Source organism: Hymenobacter gelipurpurascens (assembly GCF_900187375.1).
In the GTDB taxonomy this organism is placed as follows: domain Bacteria; phylum Bacteroidota; class Bacteroidia; order Cytophagales; family Hymenobacteraceae; genus Hymenobacter; species Hymenobacter gelipurpurascens.
The window spans coordinates 2,124,911-2,140,093 of record NZ_FYEW01000001.1 but is presented as its reverse complement, the minus strand read 5'-3'; the positions used below and the strand labels follow the sequence as shown (position 1 = coordinate 2,140,093).

The window sequence follows — 15,183 nt, the reverse complement described above, 5'->3', positions numbered from 1 at the left end:
AAACCTCCTTATTCGTGACAGATTGTCATTTATGGATATTCAACAGGATGGATATGCGACGGTCTGGCTTTTACGGGAAACGCAGTTCAGAGATTTCCTGCCAGCCGGGCAGTACGATTCAAGTAAGCTAGGTTGCAGAACAGCCGCTACAGCTGGTATTTAACTGTAGCGGCTGCATACTGAAATAAACTACCGAGTTTGCGCTACACCCAAAAAGCCAGTTACCGTCCGTTCCCAGAGCTTCTTATGCTTCCACCAGTACGGCTCGTGGCCGGAGCCGGGGAAATTTTGGCGCTGCTTGGGGCCGCTGAGAGCCGCGTAAATGGCATCGGTTTCGTGGCGCGTTACGCGCGGGTCGGCGGTGCCCCACAGGAGCAGGGTAGGGGTCTTGATCTTGGAGGCGTAGCGCGTGGCATCCAGATCAAACGCCCAGAAGTTATTCGCTAGGCCACCCCAAAGTACCAGCAGGTTCGCCATTGGGAAAGAGGGCACGTGCATGGAGCGGAAGCGGCTTTGGGCAGTTTCAAGCATCGAGCCGTAGGGACATTCCAGCAGGTTGGCCGTGGGGCGCACGCCCAACTCGGCCTCGGCCCGCAACGTGGCTACGGCGCCCATGGAGTTGGCATAAATTAACACTTGCCCTTGCCTACGCTGCAGCCACCGGACCACAGCGGCTACATCTTCGGCCTCATGGTGGCCTACAGTACAGACGTTGCCCTCGGAGCCGCCGTTGCCGGCAAAATCGGTGAGGAGGACGCTGTAGCCGAGGCGACGGAACGTGGCGGCTTCGGTCAGGAGCTTGCTTTTGGAGCTGGTGTAGCCATGAAATAGTGCCACCGTGCCTCGCGCATTTGGCACCGCGCTGTACCAGGTTTCCAGTCGGCCGTTGGGGCTGCCCAGACAAATCGTTTGGTAAGCAAAAGGTGGCCTAGCGGTAGTAACCGGCTTCGGGTTTTTGATGCCTGTTGCCAGAACCCACAGCTTTTGAGGCCCCGAGAGCTGCTCGGGGTTATCCGTGTGTAGGCCACTTGCCACGAAGTGCGTGAACCGCCAGGCGTGAAAGAACGCTACAGCGTTGAGCAAGAAAAACCCCAGCGCCGCCAGCAACAAGAGTTGCCGTCGGCGCTGGGGTTTCAGGTGGAGCTTACCGGGCATTAGCCGCGACTGCTACGGTCGGCACCGGCCGGGCCGGGCTTGCGGCCCGCGCCTCCACGTCCCGCCGACTTGGGGCCGGGCTTGCTGCCGGTTTTACCGGGCGTGGCTTTGCCGCCCGCTGCTTTCCCGCCCGTAGGCTTGGCGCTGAAGGTGGTGCCGCCACGGTTGGGACCACGGCTGCCCGCGGCGCTGCCGGCTTTGGGGCCGCCCGTTTTGGTGCCACCGAAACCGCCGCGCTTGTGGCCGCCCGCGCTATTCTGGCCGGGTTTAGCCGAGGCCGGACGAACACCGCCGGGCCAGTACTCGGAGCCTTTGGCTGGGGTCTTGAACGTGCCCGCGGCGGCCGTTTGGGCAGCCATATCGTCGGTGAGAACTTTTACCTCGCTTTCCTTCAACTCGCGCCATTGGCCGGGCTGGAGCGCTTCTACTTTGAGGTTGGCAATGCGCACGCGCACCAGGCGCAACGTGGGGAAGCCCACAGCGGCCGTCATTTTGCGCACCTGCCTGTTCATGCCCTGTGAAATCCGGATTTCAATCCAGCTGGTCGGGATGCTGGCCCGGAAGCGCACCGGCTTGCTGCGTTCCCATAAGGTGGGCTCTTCCGTCAGTAGTTTCGCCTCGGCGGGCGAGGTGTAGCCCGTTTTCAGGTCCACACCGCGGCGCAGGTTTTCCAGAGCTTCTTCGGTGGGCACGCCTTCTACCTGCACCCAATAGGTTTTCGTTACTTTGAAACGGGGCTCCGAGAGGCGGTGCTGCAGCTGCTTGTCGTCGGTGAGCAGCACAAGGCCTTCGGAGTCGTAGTCGAGGCGGCCTACGGGGTAGATGTTCGGAATATCCACGAAGTCCTTGAGTGTCGCACGGCCTTGCTCGTCGGTGAATTGGGTGAGAACTTCGTACGGTTTGTTGACGAGAATGTAGCGCATGGCTCAACTAAGTGGCCTACGCTTGCGCCAGGCCCGTGAATGGTCCGATAGAAAATCAGCCAGAAATAAAGAAAAAGTACCCAAAGGTACCAGCTCTGGTTGGCACTAGCGAATCTGGCCAGCTGCGGCGGGCTGCAGAGCTTGCTTCATGCGCTTCTGCCGAACGCTTTCGGCTACCAGCTGCCGCACTTCGCCGTTGGGCCGCACCACATATTCGCCACTGTCCTGAATCATTTCGCCGTTGCGCATTTCGTCGCGGTAGTTATGATGCACCAGAATCCCAATGCGGGCCGTGTCGGCGGCGGTAGGAGCAGGTGGCGCCGGGGCCCCATTAATCTGGGCCATCTGGGCCAAATACAGCAAGGAATCCTGCTTGGTGTAAGGCCGGTATCTGAACTTGCCGGGGAAGTAGTTTTTGGCGTCGCTGATGCGGTTGCGCACGAAATCCTGCACGGCCAGCTCCGTTTGTTTTTCGGTGCTTTTCTTGCAGCTGCCTAGAAGGATAGCAGCGGTGCAAAGGGTAAAAGAGAGCAGTTTCATTATTCAAAAATATGGGTTGCTGACCGGAGCAGTAGCCCTTACCCTAGAACGACTGGCCTAGTACAGCCTTGCGCTTGAGATAAGTAGCGGAGTGGCTCCGATCAGTGAAGTAGGCACGGAGTGGTTTAGTATGGACAGGTGAGAAATCAGCCTTATAAACCACCGGAATATTTGCGGGTGGCCCACTCAAAGGTCAGTAGGCCTAGCAGGATAAAGAACAGCCATTTGAGGTTGATAAGATCCTTCAGATCTTCCTGTTCATAAATAATGGGCTTGTAGTTGGCCTTCTGGATATCCTGCGTGAGCTGCTCAAACTGCGATGGATAATAGAGCCGCTGCCCGCTGCGGCGCGCCAGCTGATACAGCAGGTTATGGTCGGCGCGCGACTGCAGTGCCTCCAGCTGCTGATCCTGCACCAGTACTTCGCCGCGGTCTTGCTGGGCCTGGCCGCTGAGAGTGGCGCGGGCCAAGTAGCGGTACAGCCCGCCCGGCAACTGGCCTAGGTGCAGGGGCGCGCCATCTTCAGTGTTGGTAAAGGTGAACGTGCGGTTTTTCTGCTGCTCGTCAGTAAGCGTGAGCGTGATTTGCTGACTGTAGATGCGCTCAAAAATGGCATTATAGGTTTCCGCTCCAAAGGTTACGTCATCCTGAGAAGAGAAGGCATCTTGGGTCGGATACACATCGAGGCGCTTCTTGTTGGCGTTTTGGGTGAGCAGCTGCAGCGTCCGGATGATGAGCCGGTCGTAGGCCTCGGGGCGGTCGTCGTGCTCCACGGCTTCCTGCAGTCGCCACTGCCAGCTGCCATCGGTGAGCAACGTGGCCTGGCGCTGGGCCGGCGTGCCACCGAAAACCAGCAGAGGCTTGCGGGTTTTCACACGACCCACCTGCTGCCAAAGCGCGGCCTCAGCCCCACCACCCAGCCGCACCTCCCCAAACGGCACCGGCGCCGGCGGATACGCGGTAAAGCGGCGTAAGGCGTCTTCCTCAAACGTAAAGCGCGAAAAAGTAGGGTTCGGGGTTGGCGTTACGTCGTCGGTTTGCTGGCCGCGTGGCTGCACCGTGAGTCCCGTGCTCAGGGCATTGTAAGCCCCAAAATCCGACTGTGCCCCCAGGATATAGAGCGCTGGCATTCGGCGCGTACGCACCAGGTTCAGTACCTCCTGGCCTAGGCCACCTTGGGAAGGCAGCTGATGCAGAATAGCTACGTCATAGTCCTGGCCTTTCAGCGGCGCAATGCCGGGCAGGTAGGTGGTCAGGTCGAAGTTGTCGTTTTCAATGATGGCGGCCCGCAACGCTTTCAAATCGGGGTGTGGGGCAGCGCCCGCCAGCAGCACCCGCAGCTTGCCCTTCACAATCTCGATGTAGGCAAATTTGGCGTTGTTGAGGTCCGTGAACTCGCCGGCTTGCTTATTGATGACCACTTCGTAGCGACGCTTACCGGGCGCAGGGGCCGTGATGAGGAAAGTGGTTTTAATGCGCCGCTGCCCGGCCGGCAGGTTCACGCGCTTGGTTTGCAGCACGCGGCCGTTTTCGCGCAGCGCCACGGTAGCTACTTGGCCGCCAAATCCATCGTAGGCTACTTCGGCCTCTAGCGGGAACTGATTGCCGCTGAAGGCCACGCGGTTGTAGGTAAGCAACGGCAGGCTGAGGTCCTTTTTGGCGATGGTGTCGCCGAGGCCCAGGCTGTAAATCGGGAAGTTGTAGTCGGTGTATTGGGGGGCACGGCCTTGGTTCACGAGGCCATCGGAGGCCAGCACCACGCCGGCCAGGTTACGGCCCTCGTAGCCCTCCCGCACGGACGTGAGCAGATTATCGATATCCGTAGCGGCTGCTTTGAACTGCACCGAATCGGGGCTGACTGGCCTAGCAGCATCCAGCACACGGGTTTCCACCCGAAAGCCCTTGCCACGCAAGGCTTCGGCGAGCTTCTGCAGGCCCTGGGTCGTTTGGCTGAGCACCGTCGGCGGTGTAAACAGGCCTACGGACTGCGAGTTATCAACGGCCAGCACCACCGTAGGCGCTTCGGTGGTGGTAGTGGTCGTCCGGATAAAAGGCGAGAGCAGCAGGAAGCATAGGAAGCTCACTACGGCAAACCGGACAAACGCCAGCGCATAATTAACGGCCCGGCTCCAGGGCGCCTTCGCCGAGTAAAGTAGGGCTGCATAGCCCGCGCCCACGGCCAGGCACAACAGGATAAACCAGGGAGAAGCAGATAGTAACAAAGGCAGAATGGTATAGCAACTGCACCAAAGAACCCCGTTTGATGCGGGTTGGTTGCGTGGGGTCGAGGACAGCGCGAAGGTAGTCTGATTTGCATCCTTGCTGCAATGTGCTTAAGCCTACAGGCCGCCCAGCGTCAGTTCAATAAGTGAACTAACGCTGGGCGGCCTGTAGGCTTCTGCCAACCTCCTGACTTAGGCGGTCAGTGTAGCGGGCCCAAACTCCTCAAAGTGGATGGCCTCGCGCGATACGCCTAGGGCAGCCAGGTCCTTCATTTGCTTACGAATGAAGGGAGCTGGGCCACACACGTAGTAGTCAGCTTCGCGTAGCAACGAGCCGCCATTGAGCTTCTGCAGGTCCACGATGCCCTCGTAATGGCCTTCTACCACGGCCAGATTGGGTTCCAGCTGATCGTAGAAGATGTGCTTCTGCACGTTGCTGTGGTGGGCGGTCAGTTTGGCTACCGGCTCGCGGAAGGCGTGCACTTTGGTATTGCGGCTGCCGTGCACCCACACAATTTCGCGGTTGCTGCCGGTTTCTACCAAGTGTTCCAGCATGCTCAGCAGGGGCGTCTGGCCCACGCCGCCACTCACAAACACCACCGGCGTCTGCCGGCTAGTATCCAGGGTGAAGTCGCCGGCTGGCGAGGCCAGTTCCACCAGGTCGCCTTCCTGCACATGTTGGTGCAGGCGGTTGCTGATCAGGCCATCGGGGTGCTGGCTGCCAGCTTCCTTCTTCACCGAAATGCGGTAATATTCCTGGTTAGGAGCGCTGGAAAGGCTGTACTGGCGCGGCTGAAACAGGTTCAGCTCGGGCAGGAATAGGCGCAGGCTCACGTACTGGCCCGGCAGGAACGTGGCCACCTTGCCTCCATCAGTAGGGTAGAGGTAGAAGGAAGTGATTTCCGCCGACTCTTCCACTTTCCGCTTTACCGTGAACGGCCGCCAGCCAGTCCAGCCGCCTTCCTGCGCCACGGCATCGCGGTATAGGCCACTCTCTAGGCCACTCATAAGGTCGGCCAGCTCCTGGTAAGCCGTGGCCCAGGCATTGAGCAGGTCAGGAGTAGCGGCTTCGCCCAACACCTCGCCAATGGAGGCAATCAGGTGCCGGCCCACAATGGCGTAGTGCTCCGGTCGAATGTCGAGGCTGACGTGCTTGTGGCCGATTTTGGTTACGGCGTGCGTCAGCACCGAGGGGTTGTCGATATGCTCGGCGTAGGCCAGTACCGCCATGGCCAGCGCCATTTGCTGCTTGCCGTTCTGCTGATTTCCCATGTTGAAGACGTTCTTCAACTCTGGGTTGTGCTCGAACATGCGGCGGTAGAAATGCGTGGTCAGGGCCACACCATGCTCACGTAGAGTCGGCACCGTGGCCGTAACAAGTTGCTTTTGCTCAGAATTCATGCAACAATCTAGTAAAGGACAATTTTGTCCGGTATTAAAACAAAAAAAGCTACTGTTTCAAAAAGCTAAGGCCCTCGTGCATTTTGCCCGCCAGCTCCCCCACGGTGTGAGTGCGCAGCAGCTCGTTCAGCTGGTCGCGAATGGGGAGAAACTGGTAGTGCATGGGGCAGGGCTGCTTGGCCGAGCACTGGCGCAGGCCTAGCGCGCACCCCTGCAGCATGTCAGGGCCGTCGATGGCAAGTACAATTTGCTTGAGCGTGACAGTGCGCAACTGCTCAGCAGTCAGTTCGAAGCCGCCGGTGGGGCCCTTCACCGACGTGACAAGCTGCTCACGCACCAGTTGCTGCAGTACTTTGGCCGTGAAGGCTTCCGGCGAGTCGATTTCGGCGGCAATATCCTTCAGACCCACACGGCGCCCAAAGTCTTTCGACTGCTGCCCGATGTAAATCGCTGCCCTAATGCCGTATTCACACGCCTTGGAAAACATACTTGCTGTATTTGATACAAAGGTAAGGCTGATTTTTATTTCGGACAAATTTATCCGGTATAGGTTGCGTAGGCCAGTCAGGCGCTTACTGCACTGTGACCAGTTCCTGGCTTTCAAACATCTGCACAGGCGAAATAACCTTTTCATTCAGTGGAATGCGTTTGCCGTAGCGCTCCTGCAGTTTGGCCCGCACCGCAGGGTGGCCTAGATCAAACTCCCGCAGCGTCTGGAGCTTCCCGATTTCGCGGCCGGTGGCTTGCTGGTACATCTTCCAGAGCAGCTCCGAGCAGTAGATCCGGTCATCGGACCAGCCAAAGTATAGGTCATAATTCTTACCACGGTACTGCTCGCCGGCGGCTTTCAGGCGCTGCAGGGTCGCGGGTGTCAGTACAGTTTTGGCATCGCGCAGGCGCTTTACCACCACTTTGCCATCCTTACCGCGCGCTGCCCAGGCAGTCAAGGAGGTTTCGCTCACGGGCTGCACTGCTTCAAAAACGCGCCACTCGCCATTCTTCTGGAACAGAATGCCACAGTGGCTGTACGGCGAGTGCGTGGCCAGCTGTATCGCTTTGCTTTGCGCCGATTGCGACGTCTGGAAGATTAGGTCGCCGTTGTGCAGTTTTGGCGCAATGCGAGCTACAGATGCTTGTGCGGTCTGCGTCTGCTGGTAGCGCGCAAGCTGTCGGTGCAGGCGCGGGTAGGCCACTAGGGAAGCGACGATAAGCAAAAGAACGGGCAGCAGGTAAGTACGCATAGGTTCAGAAAATCAGTAATAAAAGAACGCCATGCTGAGCGGAGTCGAAGCATCTCTACCGCAGTGCTAACTTCATTTGATTAGCTCCGGTAGAGATGCTTCGACTCCGCTCAGCATGACGTTCTTTTTTCCAGTTAACCGGACGACTGGCCTAGGTCAGCATGCCGCCGTCTACCTGCAGCACTTGGCCGCTAATGTAGCTGCTGTCGTCGGAGGCGAGGAAGGCAGTGGCTTTGGCTACGTCGTCGGGGGTGCCGCCACGGCGCAGCGGAATGACTTTGCGCCACTCATCTACCTGCTTGGGGTCGAGGGCGTCGGTCATTTCCGTCTCGATGAAGCCGGGAGCAATTGCGTTGCAACGGATGTTGCGCGAGCCCAGCTCCAGCGCCACCGACTTCGTGAAGCCGATGATACCGGCTTTGGAAGCCGCGTAGTTCGCTTGGCCCGCGTTGCCTTTAATGCCGACCACCGAGGTCATGTTGATGATGCTGCCGGCTTTGGCGCGCATCATAGGTTTGGTGGCGGCTTTGGTCAGGTTGAAAACGGATTTCAGGTTCACGGCAATTACCTGGTCCCACTGCTGTTCACTCATGCGCATGAGTAGGCCATCTTGCGTGATGCCGGCGTTGTTCACCAGTATATCCAGCTTGCCGAACTCGGTTACCACATCTTCCACTAGCTTTTCAGCTTCAGCGTAGATGGAAGCGTCGGAGCGGAAGCCTTTTACTTTCGAGCCGTGCGCAGCCAGCTCTTGCTCCAGCTGCTGGCCTTTTTCTACGCTGGAGAGGTAGGTGAAGGCCACCTGAGCGCCCTGTTGGGCGAAATACACCGCTATAGCGCGGCCGATTCCTTTGGAAGCACCCGTAATCAGGGCCACTTTTCCGTCGAGCAGTTTTGTCATGAAGGCGAAGGTAAGTAATAGCAGTAGTAGCTTGCACGAAATCGTGCCGCCATCTTATAGTTGGCGAGCTTCGCGCTGACTTCCGAACCCGAATGATACTCCACCAACTACCTGTTGGTGTTCTTATGCCTGAAATCGATATCTGCATTCTGGGGGCTGGCCCTGGCGGCGCTACGGCGGCGCTACACCTCGCCAACGCCGGACACCGCTGCCTGCTCCTCGACCGTGCCACCTTCCCCCGCGACAAAGTGTGTGGCGACGCACTCAGTGGTAAAGTCATCAATGAGCTGCGCCGGATAGGGGAGACGCTGCCGGAAAAGCTGGCCGCCGAGCCAAGCCAGCTGCCCAGCTGGGGCATCGATTTCTACGCCCCCAATGGCCGCCGCCTGGCAGTGCCCTTTAAGCCCAACTACAACCCGGCCCTCGACCGCTCGGCCGGACACATAAGCAAGCGCATCGACTTTGATAATTTCCTCATCGAAGAAGTACGCCGCCGACCCGAAATCGACTTCCGCGAAAATGTAGATGTAGCCCGCCATGAGCAACTGCCCGATGGACGCTGGCGCCTGCTAGGCCAGTCTGGTGAGGAACTTGCCACGGCCAAGCTGCTGCTGGTAGCCAACGGGGCGCAGTCGAGCTTTGCCCGGCAGATTGGGGGCCACGAGCTGGAACCGGCCCACCATTGCGCGGGCCTGCGCGCCTACTACCGCGGCGTGACTGGCCTACACCCCGACAATTTTATTGAGCTGCACTTTATCAAGGACTTTCTGCCGGGCTACCTCTGGGTGTTCCCGCTGCCCAACGGCGAGGCCAACGTAGGCGTAGGCATGCTCACAGAAGCCGTATCGAAAAAGAAGGTGAAGCTGCGTGAGCGGCTGGAAGAAATACTTCACACACATCCGGCTCTCAAAGACCGTTTTGCCACAGCAGAGCGCCTAGGCCCGGTGCGCGGCTTCGGGTTGCCGCTGGGTTCTAAGCGTAGGCCACTCTCCGGCCCTGGCTACCTGCTACTCGGCGATGCGGGCTCCCTCATCGACCCATTTTCCGGTGAAGGCATCAGCCACGCCATGGTATCGGGGCGCCACGCAGCTGACTGGGCTGGCAGGGCATTGGCTGAGCAGAACTTCACGCCGGATTTCCTCAAAGGCTACGATGGCGCCGTGTACAACCGCTTGTGGCAGGAGCTGCGCCTGAGCCGCGGCATGCAGCGCCTGCTGAATTACCCCTGGCTGTTCAACTTCATTGCCAACCGCGCCGCCAACAACCCCACCCTGGCAGAAACCATCAGCAATATGTTCCTGGACTTGGACCTACGAGAGAGACTCCGCCAGCCCAGCTTCTACGTCAAGCTCCTGATGGGGAAGTAGTGAAGTGGTGAACTTGTGAAAAGTGAAATAGTGAGTTGATGTGTGAGTGGCCTAGCGACGCCACTGGGCCTGTCATTGCGAGCGGAGCGAAGCAATCTTTCCTCGTCGCACGCAGCATTTCCGATGAAACTGAAAAGACCTTACGTCCGCTATGGAAGTAAGGTCTTTTGAATGCAGCAGTTAGTGCAACGGTGGAGGAAGGATTGCTTCGTCCTTCCTCCTCGCAATGACACGTTCTAGGCCTGTCTAGGTTACAAGAACATTAACTCACCATTTCACTTTTCACAAGTTCCTCACCTTCTCACTACTTGCCTGCGTAGCGGCGCAGACTTTTGGCGGCTTCGGGGTTGAGCTGAGTGGCTTTTTCCAGGTCAGCTTTGGCTTCGTTTGGCTTGTTGATAGACGAGTAGCTAATGCCGCGGTACTCATAGGCATCAGCGTATTTGTCGTCGAGGGCTATGGCTTTCGTGAAATCAGGGATGGCGCTCTTGAAGTTGAACATCTGCATTTTGGCAGCTCCCCGGCCGAAGTAGGCCTCTTTATCCTGCGGGTTGTACTTGATGGTTTTGGTGAAGTCACTGATGGCGGGCGTGTATTGCTTCAGTTTGAGGCGGTTGAGGCCGCGGTTGTAGTAGGCTTCGGCGTTGGTGGGCTTCAGACGGATAGCGGCATTGTAGTCGACAATAGCATCCGCATAATCCTTGAGGTGGCTCTTGGCTTTGGCCCGGGTCAGGAGGGCATCGAAGTTGCGAGGCGTGCTTTTGAGCACCGCATCAGCCGTCCTGATTTCCGCTTTGTAATCGGTGTTTGTTTTGCGGGCTGCCGCCTCTACGCTGGCCGGCGCCTCGGGCACAGCAGTCGGGGCAGTTAGGTTGGCCGTAGCGCTGGTGGAATCAGCGGCACGGGCAATGTCGGCTTCGCGGCCGGCATTGCGGACGGCGGAGGTAACGGGGCGCTCGGTTTCGGTAGTGCGGGCGCACTCCGTAGTAAAGAGCAAGGTGGCAACAGCCAGTAACGGAAGTATAGTTGATTTCATGGGAAGTGGCAGCGTGAGAAGAGCCTGAGAAACAGATTCTCTGGTATGTACGGGCCCTTGTACGAGGGGCGCAGAGCAAAGGCTGAGCACTCGACCACAATTTTGTGCCTCTAGGCCAGTAGCAGATGTAAACAGGAGGGTGTGTAGTTGCGCAGCGTCCCTATCTTTGCCGGGCCGCGCCCAAACCATAGGAACAGCGTGGTGTTTTCCTTTCAAACCTTCAACCTGAACAATATGGCATTGCAATACGACCTGGTCGTTGTCGGCAGCGGCCCAGGCGGCTACGTAGCCGCTATCCGGGCTTCGCAGCTTGGTCTGAAAGTAGGCGTGGTAGAGCGCGAGTCGCTCGGCGGGATTTGCCTCAACTGGGGCTGTATCCCCACCAAAGCCCTGCTCAAGAGCGCCCAGGTATTTGAATACCTCAGCCACGCCGGCGACTACGGTCTGAAGGCCGATGGCGTAGGCTACGATTTTAATGCCGTAATTCAGCGCAGCCGCGGGGTGGCCGATGGCATGAGCAAAGGCATCAACTTCCTGTTCAAAAAGAACAAGATTGACGCCATCATGGGCACCGGCAAACTGCTGGCCGCTGGCAAGGTGGAGGTGACGAAAGCTGACGGCTCGAAAGAAACGGTAGAAGCCAAATCCATCATTCTGGCCACGGGTGCCCGCTCGCGCGAGCTGCCTGCTCTGCCGATTGATGGCAAGAAAATTATCGGTTACCGCCAGGCCATGGTGCTGCCCCAGATGCCTAAGCGCATGGTGGTGGTCGGTTCCGGCGCTATCGGCGTGGAATTCGCCTACTTCTACCGCACCATGGGTGCCGAGGTAACGGTAGTAGAGTACCTGCCCCGCATCGTGCCCGTAGAGGACGAGGAAGTATCGCGCCAGATGGAGAAATCCTTCAAGAAAATCGGCGTAAACGTGCTGACCTCGGCTGAGGTAACGGCCGTGGACACCAGCGGCGAAGGCTGCAACGTAACCATCAAAACCGCCAAAGGCGACCAGCAGATTGCCTGCGACGTAGTGCTGAGCGCGGCGGGCGTGGTAACCAACCTCGAAAACATTGGCCTCGAAGAACTGGGCATTAAAGTAGAGAAAGGCCGCATCATCGTGGACGACTACTACCAGACCAACGTTCCTGGTATCTACGCCATCGGCGACATCGTGCCCGGCCCCGCGCTGGCACACGTAGCCTCTGCTGAAGGCATCATTTGCGTGGAGAAAATTGCCGGTCATCACCCTGAGCCGCTTAACTACCAGAACATTCCCGGCTGCACCTACGCCTCACCGGAAATTGCCTCGGTAGGCCTCACCGAAGCCGAAGCCAAAAAGCAAGGCTACGATATTTTAGTAGGCAAATTCCCCTTCTCGGCCTCCGGCAAAGCCTCCGCAGGCGGCGTGAAGGATGGCTTCGTGAAAGTGATTTTCGACAAGAAGTACGGTGAGTGGCTTGGTGCCCACATGATTGGCGCCAACGTAACCGAAATGATTGCGGAAGTAGTGGTAGCGCGCAAGCTCGAAACTACCGGCCACGAAATCATTAAATCGGTTCACCCGCACCCCACCATGTCGGAAGCCATTATGGAAGCCGCCGCCGCCGCTTACGGCGAGGTAATTCACCTCTAGGCCACGTCGGGTAACCAGAAAGAAAGCGCCTCGTTCCGGATTGTGGAACGGGGCGCTTTTGCGTTATTGCGCTTGTAAACTTCAAATACATTATCTCACTGTATCCTTCCAGATTATGAAATGGCTGCCTTCTTTCGTGACCTTATTCTTGGTATTTGTGGCTGGTCTGGTATTACAAGTTGGGAGTATATTTCTAAGTGTTAACTCGTTTCCTACTTCTCCCTCCTTTGCGTGGTCCATGTACTTGCGGCTGCTAGGCCTATTGCTGATGGTAGTCAGCCCTTTGTTGATTATGCTGAAGTTTTTCTCCCGGCTAGACAATAAGTCGTAGTGGCCTATAGTCTTTCTAACTCCATACTCTGATGGCATCTATTTCCTACCGTGCGCTATTTCTGGCCTTATTAGCAGGAATCGTCATAGTGGTTCTGGCCGGGCTGCTCAAAATGAATCAGATGGCGGGCGCCGATGTGCTCGTGATAATAGGCCTAGCTGTGCAAGCCGTAGCAGGCATAATGATGATCTGGAAGTTTGCCAGCCGCCTGGATAAGTCAGAATAGTTTCGGTTCCGGAAGTGGCCTAGCCGTAGATAATTGAATCATCTCTTGAGCGAAAAAACGAGTGATATAAACGGGTAGCTGATAGCCGGTAAACACTAACACTGGCTAAGGGCTCTGACGTGAAAAAACGTCTTTATCGGCAAATTGAGTGCATTTCTCGTAGGCAGCCAGCAGCCATCCGCAGCTGCGCTCCAGAGTTTGCGCCTGGTTTTGCAGAGAAATCCGGTGTCACAAATGCGGGGTGTTTTTCCTCGACAAGTGACCCGAATATGCGCACTTTGCAGGCCTAGCTGGTTTGCTCATGGAGAACAACTATACGAAATATGGCCCCGCCGCACAAACGCCTGAGCAACGTGCCTATGTGCTGGCGCAGATGCAGAAAACGCATCCTGGTTTATATAAAAAGGCTAGCGGCTACGTAGCGCAGCTTTACCGCCGTTACGTGGCCGGAGAGCTGAGCTGGCAGGATGTGTGCATTCTGCGCGAATCACCTTCGCAGCCCTAACAAGGCAGACGTCGCCTGTAGGCCAGTAGAACCACACTTGCGACTAGGAAATGGCCGTAAAATCCCTCGCAACTAGAGGAAAACTGGAAAAAAATCGGGGCCGAATACTTTTGGAAGAGCGTGTGTTCGTACACTTGATTCCACTGAAACCCGAGGCCACCCTGCTATGTCATCTACTCACCTCCCAACTCAGGAACCGCTTCTAGATGTTCTGATTGTTGGGGCCGGCTTATCCGGGATTGGGGCTGCCGCCGCCCTGCAAAAGCGCTGCCCCAGCAAGCGCTACGCCATTCTGGAAGCGCGAGAGGCAGTGGGAGGGACCTGGGACCTGTTTCGGTATCCTGGTATTCGGTCCGACTCCGACATGTACACCCTGGGCTATGGATTCAAGCCCTGGAAGAATCCCAAAGCCATTGCCGACGGGCCTGCCATTCGGAGCTACATTGAGGAGACGGCCCAGGAAAATGGCATTGTCCAGCATATTCGTTTCGGTCATCAGGTAGTCAGTGCCGCGTGGTCGAGCCAGAAGGCCTGCTGGACGGTAGGAGTGAAGGTGATGGCCACGGGAGAGCACCGTAGCCTTAGTGCCCGGTTTCTGTATGTGTGCAGCGGCTACTACAGCTATGAAGAGGCCTACCGCCCTCATTTCCCAGACGAGGAGGTTTACCAGGGCACCGTAGTACTTCCGCAGTTCTGGCCTGAGGGGCTAGACTACACCAACAAGCGCGTGGTGGTGGTGGGCAGCGGTGCTACGGCCGTAACGCTGGTACCAGCCATGGCCAAAACGGCGGCACACATTACCATGCTCCAGCGCTCCCCTTCGTATGTGGTTTCCAGGCCCTCAGAGGATGCTATTGCGGCCAAGCTGCGCCGGTATCTACCGGCCCGACTGGCCTACTGGGCCACCCGCTGGAAAAACGTACTGGAAAGCATCATTCTGTATCGGGTGGCGCGCCAGAAGCCGGAGCTGGCCAAGAAACAGATTGTGCATCTGGCCAAGCGGCAGCTGGGCCCTGAGTATGATGTGGCCACGCATTTCACGCCGCGCTACAAACCCTGGGACCAACGGGTGTGCGTGGTGCCCGACGGCGACTTGTTTCGGGCGCTACGAACGGGGCAGGCTACCGTTGTGACCGATGAGATTGAGCGCTTCACGGCTACTGGCCTACAACTCAAGTCGGGCCAGAAACTGCCCGCCGAGCTAGTAGTGCTGGCTACGGGCTTGAAAATCAAGCTGCTTGGCGGTATGAAGCTGAACATCGACGGCCGCCCCGTAGAGTCTAATGAGGCCCTTGCCTACAAAGGCATGATGCTCAGCGACGTGCCCAACTTCGCCATGGCCTTCGGGTACACCAACGCCTCCTGGACCCTTAAGGCCGACCTTACCGCGGGCTTCGTGTGCCGACTGCTCCGCTACATGGACCGCCGCAAGATAGATATTGCCGTGCCCCGCCGGCAGGAGGGCGTAACGCCGGAGCCCTTCCTCAACTTCACTTCCGGATACGTGCAGCGCGCGCAGCAGGTACTACCGAAACAGGGCTCCCGCCGCCCCTGGCAGGTGTACCAGAACTACCTGCAGGATTTGCTGACTATTCGCTACGGCCGCATTGCCGATGGGGTGCTGCACTTTGGCCGCAAAGGACAGCAGCCTTGAAACTAAAAGACCGGGTAGCCCTCATTGCCGGAGCCGGCTCCCCTCGGAATAA

The 15,183-nt window shown here is 57.8% G+C and carries 14 protein-coding genes; 5 read left to right on the top strand and 9 right to left on the bottom strand.

Features of this window, described 5'->3' with window-relative positions; translation table 11 throughout:
- Window positions 1–189 precede the first annotated feature (189 nt).
- The 8 genes from CFT68_RS08990 to fabG all read right to left on the bottom strand — a co-directional run bounded on the left by CFT68_RS08990 (window position 190) and on the right by fabG (window position 8,383).
- Complete coding sequence (locus CFT68_RS08990; protein WP_088843073.1) at window positions 190–1,155, bottom strand: alpha/beta hydrolase; 966 nt, start codon at window positions 1,153–1,155, stop codon at window positions 190–192.
- Entirely contained in the window at window positions 1,155–2,078 is a 924-nt protein-coding gene (locus CFT68_RS08985; RefSeq protein WP_088843072.1) for a pseudouridine synthase, read from the bottom strand. Before CFT68_RS08985 ends, CFT68_RS08990 begins: the two co-directional genes overlap by 1 nt.
- Before the next feature lie 105 nt (window positions 2,079–2,183).
- Window positions 2,184–2,618 carry a hypothetical protein gene (locus CFT68_RS08980; RefSeq protein ID WP_088843071.1) on the bottom strand — a complete coding sequence of 145 codons (435 nt, stop codon included), beginning with the start codon at window positions 2,616–2,618 and terminating at the stop codon, window positions 2,184–2,186.
- A 152-nt stretch (window positions 2,619–2,770) separates the two neighbouring features.
- On the bottom strand, window positions 2,771–4,840 hold the full coding sequence (locus CFT68_RS08975; protein WP_245815320.1) for a VWA domain-containing protein: 2,070 nt from the start codon (window positions 4,838–4,840) through the stop codon (window positions 2,771–2,773).
- A 192-nt stretch (window positions 4,841–5,032) separates the two neighbouring features.
- The gene (gene hmpA, locus CFT68_RS08970; RefSeq protein WP_088843069.1) at window positions 5,033–6,241 is read right to left on the bottom strand and encodes an NO-inducible flavohemoprotein; all 1,209 of its coding nucleotides are present in this window, start codon (window positions 6,239–6,241) and stop codon (window positions 5,033–5,035) included.
- A 49-nt stretch (window positions 6,242–6,290) separates the two neighbouring features.
- The gene (locus tag CFT68_RS08965) at window positions 6,291–6,728 is read right to left on the bottom strand and encodes an RrF2 family transcriptional regulator (RefSeq protein WP_088843066.1); all 438 of its coding nucleotides are present in this window, start codon (window positions 6,726–6,728) and stop codon (window positions 6,291–6,293) included.
- 85 nt (window positions 6,729–6,813) lie between these two features.
- Window positions 6,814–7,482 carry a YiiX family permuted papain-like enzyme gene (locus CFT68_RS08960; protein WP_088843065.1) on the bottom strand — a complete coding sequence of 223 codons (669 nt, stop codon included), beginning with the start codon at window positions 7,480–7,482 and terminating at the stop codon, window positions 6,814–6,816.
- Between the two features lie 151 nt (window positions 7,483–7,633).
- A complete protein-coding gene (gene fabG, locus CFT68_RS08955; RefSeq protein ID WP_088843064.1) occupies window positions 7,634–8,383 on the bottom strand; it encodes a 3-oxoacyl-[acyl-carrier-protein] reductase in 750 nt (249 codons plus the stop codon).
- 125 nt (window positions 8,384–8,508) lie between these two features.
- Here fabG and CFT68_RS08950 point away from each other — a divergent pair, with 125 nt between their 5' ends.
- A complete protein-coding gene (locus tag CFT68_RS08950; protein ID WP_170934741.1) occupies window positions 8,509–9,750 on the top strand; it encodes an NAD(P)/FAD-dependent oxidoreductase in 1,242 nt (413 codons plus the stop codon).
- Between the two features lie 304 nt (window positions 9,751–10,054).
- On the opposite strand, the gene CFT68_RS08945 is transcribed toward CFT68_RS08950, so the two are convergent.
- Complete coding sequence (locus CFT68_RS08945; RefSeq protein ID WP_170934740.1) at window positions 10,055–10,786, bottom strand: tetratricopeptide repeat protein; 732 nt, start codon at window positions 10,784–10,786, stop codon at window positions 10,055–10,057.
- 234 nt (window positions 10,787–11,020) lie between these two features.
- On the opposite strand from CFT68_RS08945, the gene lpdA reads away from it, so the two are divergent.
- From lpdA to CFT68_RS08925, 4 genes are all read left to right on the top strand, one after another.
- Window positions 11,021–12,415, top strand: coding sequence for a dihydrolipoyl dehydrogenase (gene lpdA / locus CFT68_RS08940; protein ID WP_088843730.1), 1,395 nt, complete (start codon window positions 11,021–11,023; stop codon window positions 12,413–12,415).
- Between the two features lie 362 nt (window positions 12,416–12,777).
- Window positions 12,778–12,972 (top strand): hypothetical protein, encoded by a 195-nt coding sequence (locus CFT68_RS08935; protein ID WP_088843053.1) that lies wholly within the window; start codon window positions 12,778–12,780, stop codon window positions 12,970–12,972.
- A 301-nt stretch (window positions 12,973–13,273) separates the two neighbouring features.
- Complete coding sequence (locus CFT68_RS08930; RefSeq protein WP_088843052.1) at window positions 13,274–13,477, top strand: hypothetical protein; 204 nt, start codon at window positions 13,274–13,276, stop codon at window positions 13,475–13,477.
- Between the two features lie 166 nt (window positions 13,478–13,643).
- Window positions 13,644–15,131, top strand: a complete 1,488-nt coding sequence (locus tag CFT68_RS08925; protein ID WP_088843051.1) for a flavin-containing monooxygenase — start codon at window positions 13,644–13,646, stop codon at window positions 15,129–15,131.
- Window positions 15,132–15,183 lie beyond the last annotated feature (52 nt).

Excerpts from the sequence above, each read along its gene's own strand:
- CFT68_RS08990 (WP_088843073.1), bottom strand. The coding sequence starts at position 1,155 with ATGCCCGGTAAGCTCCACCTGAAACCCCAGCGCCGACGGCAACTCTTG.
- CFT68_RS08985 (WP_088843072.1), bottom strand. The coding sequence starts at position 2,078 with ATGCGCTACATTCTCGTCAACAAACCGTACGAAGTTCTCACCCAATTC.
- CFT68_RS08980 (WP_088843071.1), bottom strand. The coding sequence starts at position 2,618 with ATGAAACTGCTCTCTTTTACCCTTTGCACCGCTGCTATCCTTCTAGGC.
- hmpA (WP_088843069.1), bottom strand. The coding sequence starts at position 6,241 with ATGAATTCTGAGCAAAAGCAACTTGTTACGGCCACGGTGCCGACTCTA.
- CFT68_RS08965 (WP_088843066.1), bottom strand. The coding sequence starts at position 6,728 with ATGTTTTCCAAGGCGTGTGAATACGGCATTAGGGCAGCGATTTACATC.
- CFT68_RS08960 (WP_088843065.1), bottom strand. The coding sequence starts at position 7,482 with ATGCGTACTTACCTGCTGCCCGTTCTTTTGCTTATCGTCGCTTCCCTA.
- fabG (WP_088843064.1), bottom strand. The coding sequence starts at position 8,383 with ATGACAAAACTGCTCGACGGAAAAGTGGCCCTGATTACGGGTGCTTCC.
- CFT68_RS08950 (WP_170934741.1), top strand. The coding sequence starts at position 8,509 with ATGCCTGAAATCGATATCTGCATTCTGGGGGCTGGCCCTGGCGGCGCT.
- CFT68_RS08945 (WP_170934740.1), bottom strand. The coding sequence starts at position 10,786 with ATGAAATCAACTATACTTCCGTTACTGGCTGTTGCCACCTTGCTCTTT.
- lpdA (WP_088843730.1), top strand. The coding sequence starts at position 11,021 with ATGGCATTGCAATACGACCTGGTCGTTGTCGGCAGCGGCCCAGGCGGC.
- CFT68_RS08935 (WP_088843053.1), top strand. The coding sequence starts at position 12,778 with ATGGCATCTATTTCCTACCGTGCGCTATTTCTGGCCTTATTAGCAGGA.
- CFT68_RS08930 (WP_088843052.1), top strand. The coding sequence starts at position 13,274 with ATGGAGAACAACTATACGAAATATGGCCCCGCCGCACAAACGCCTGAG.
- CFT68_RS08925 (WP_088843051.1), top strand. The coding sequence starts at position 13,644 with ATGTCATCTACTCACCTCCCAACTCAGGAACCGCTTCTAGATGTTCTG.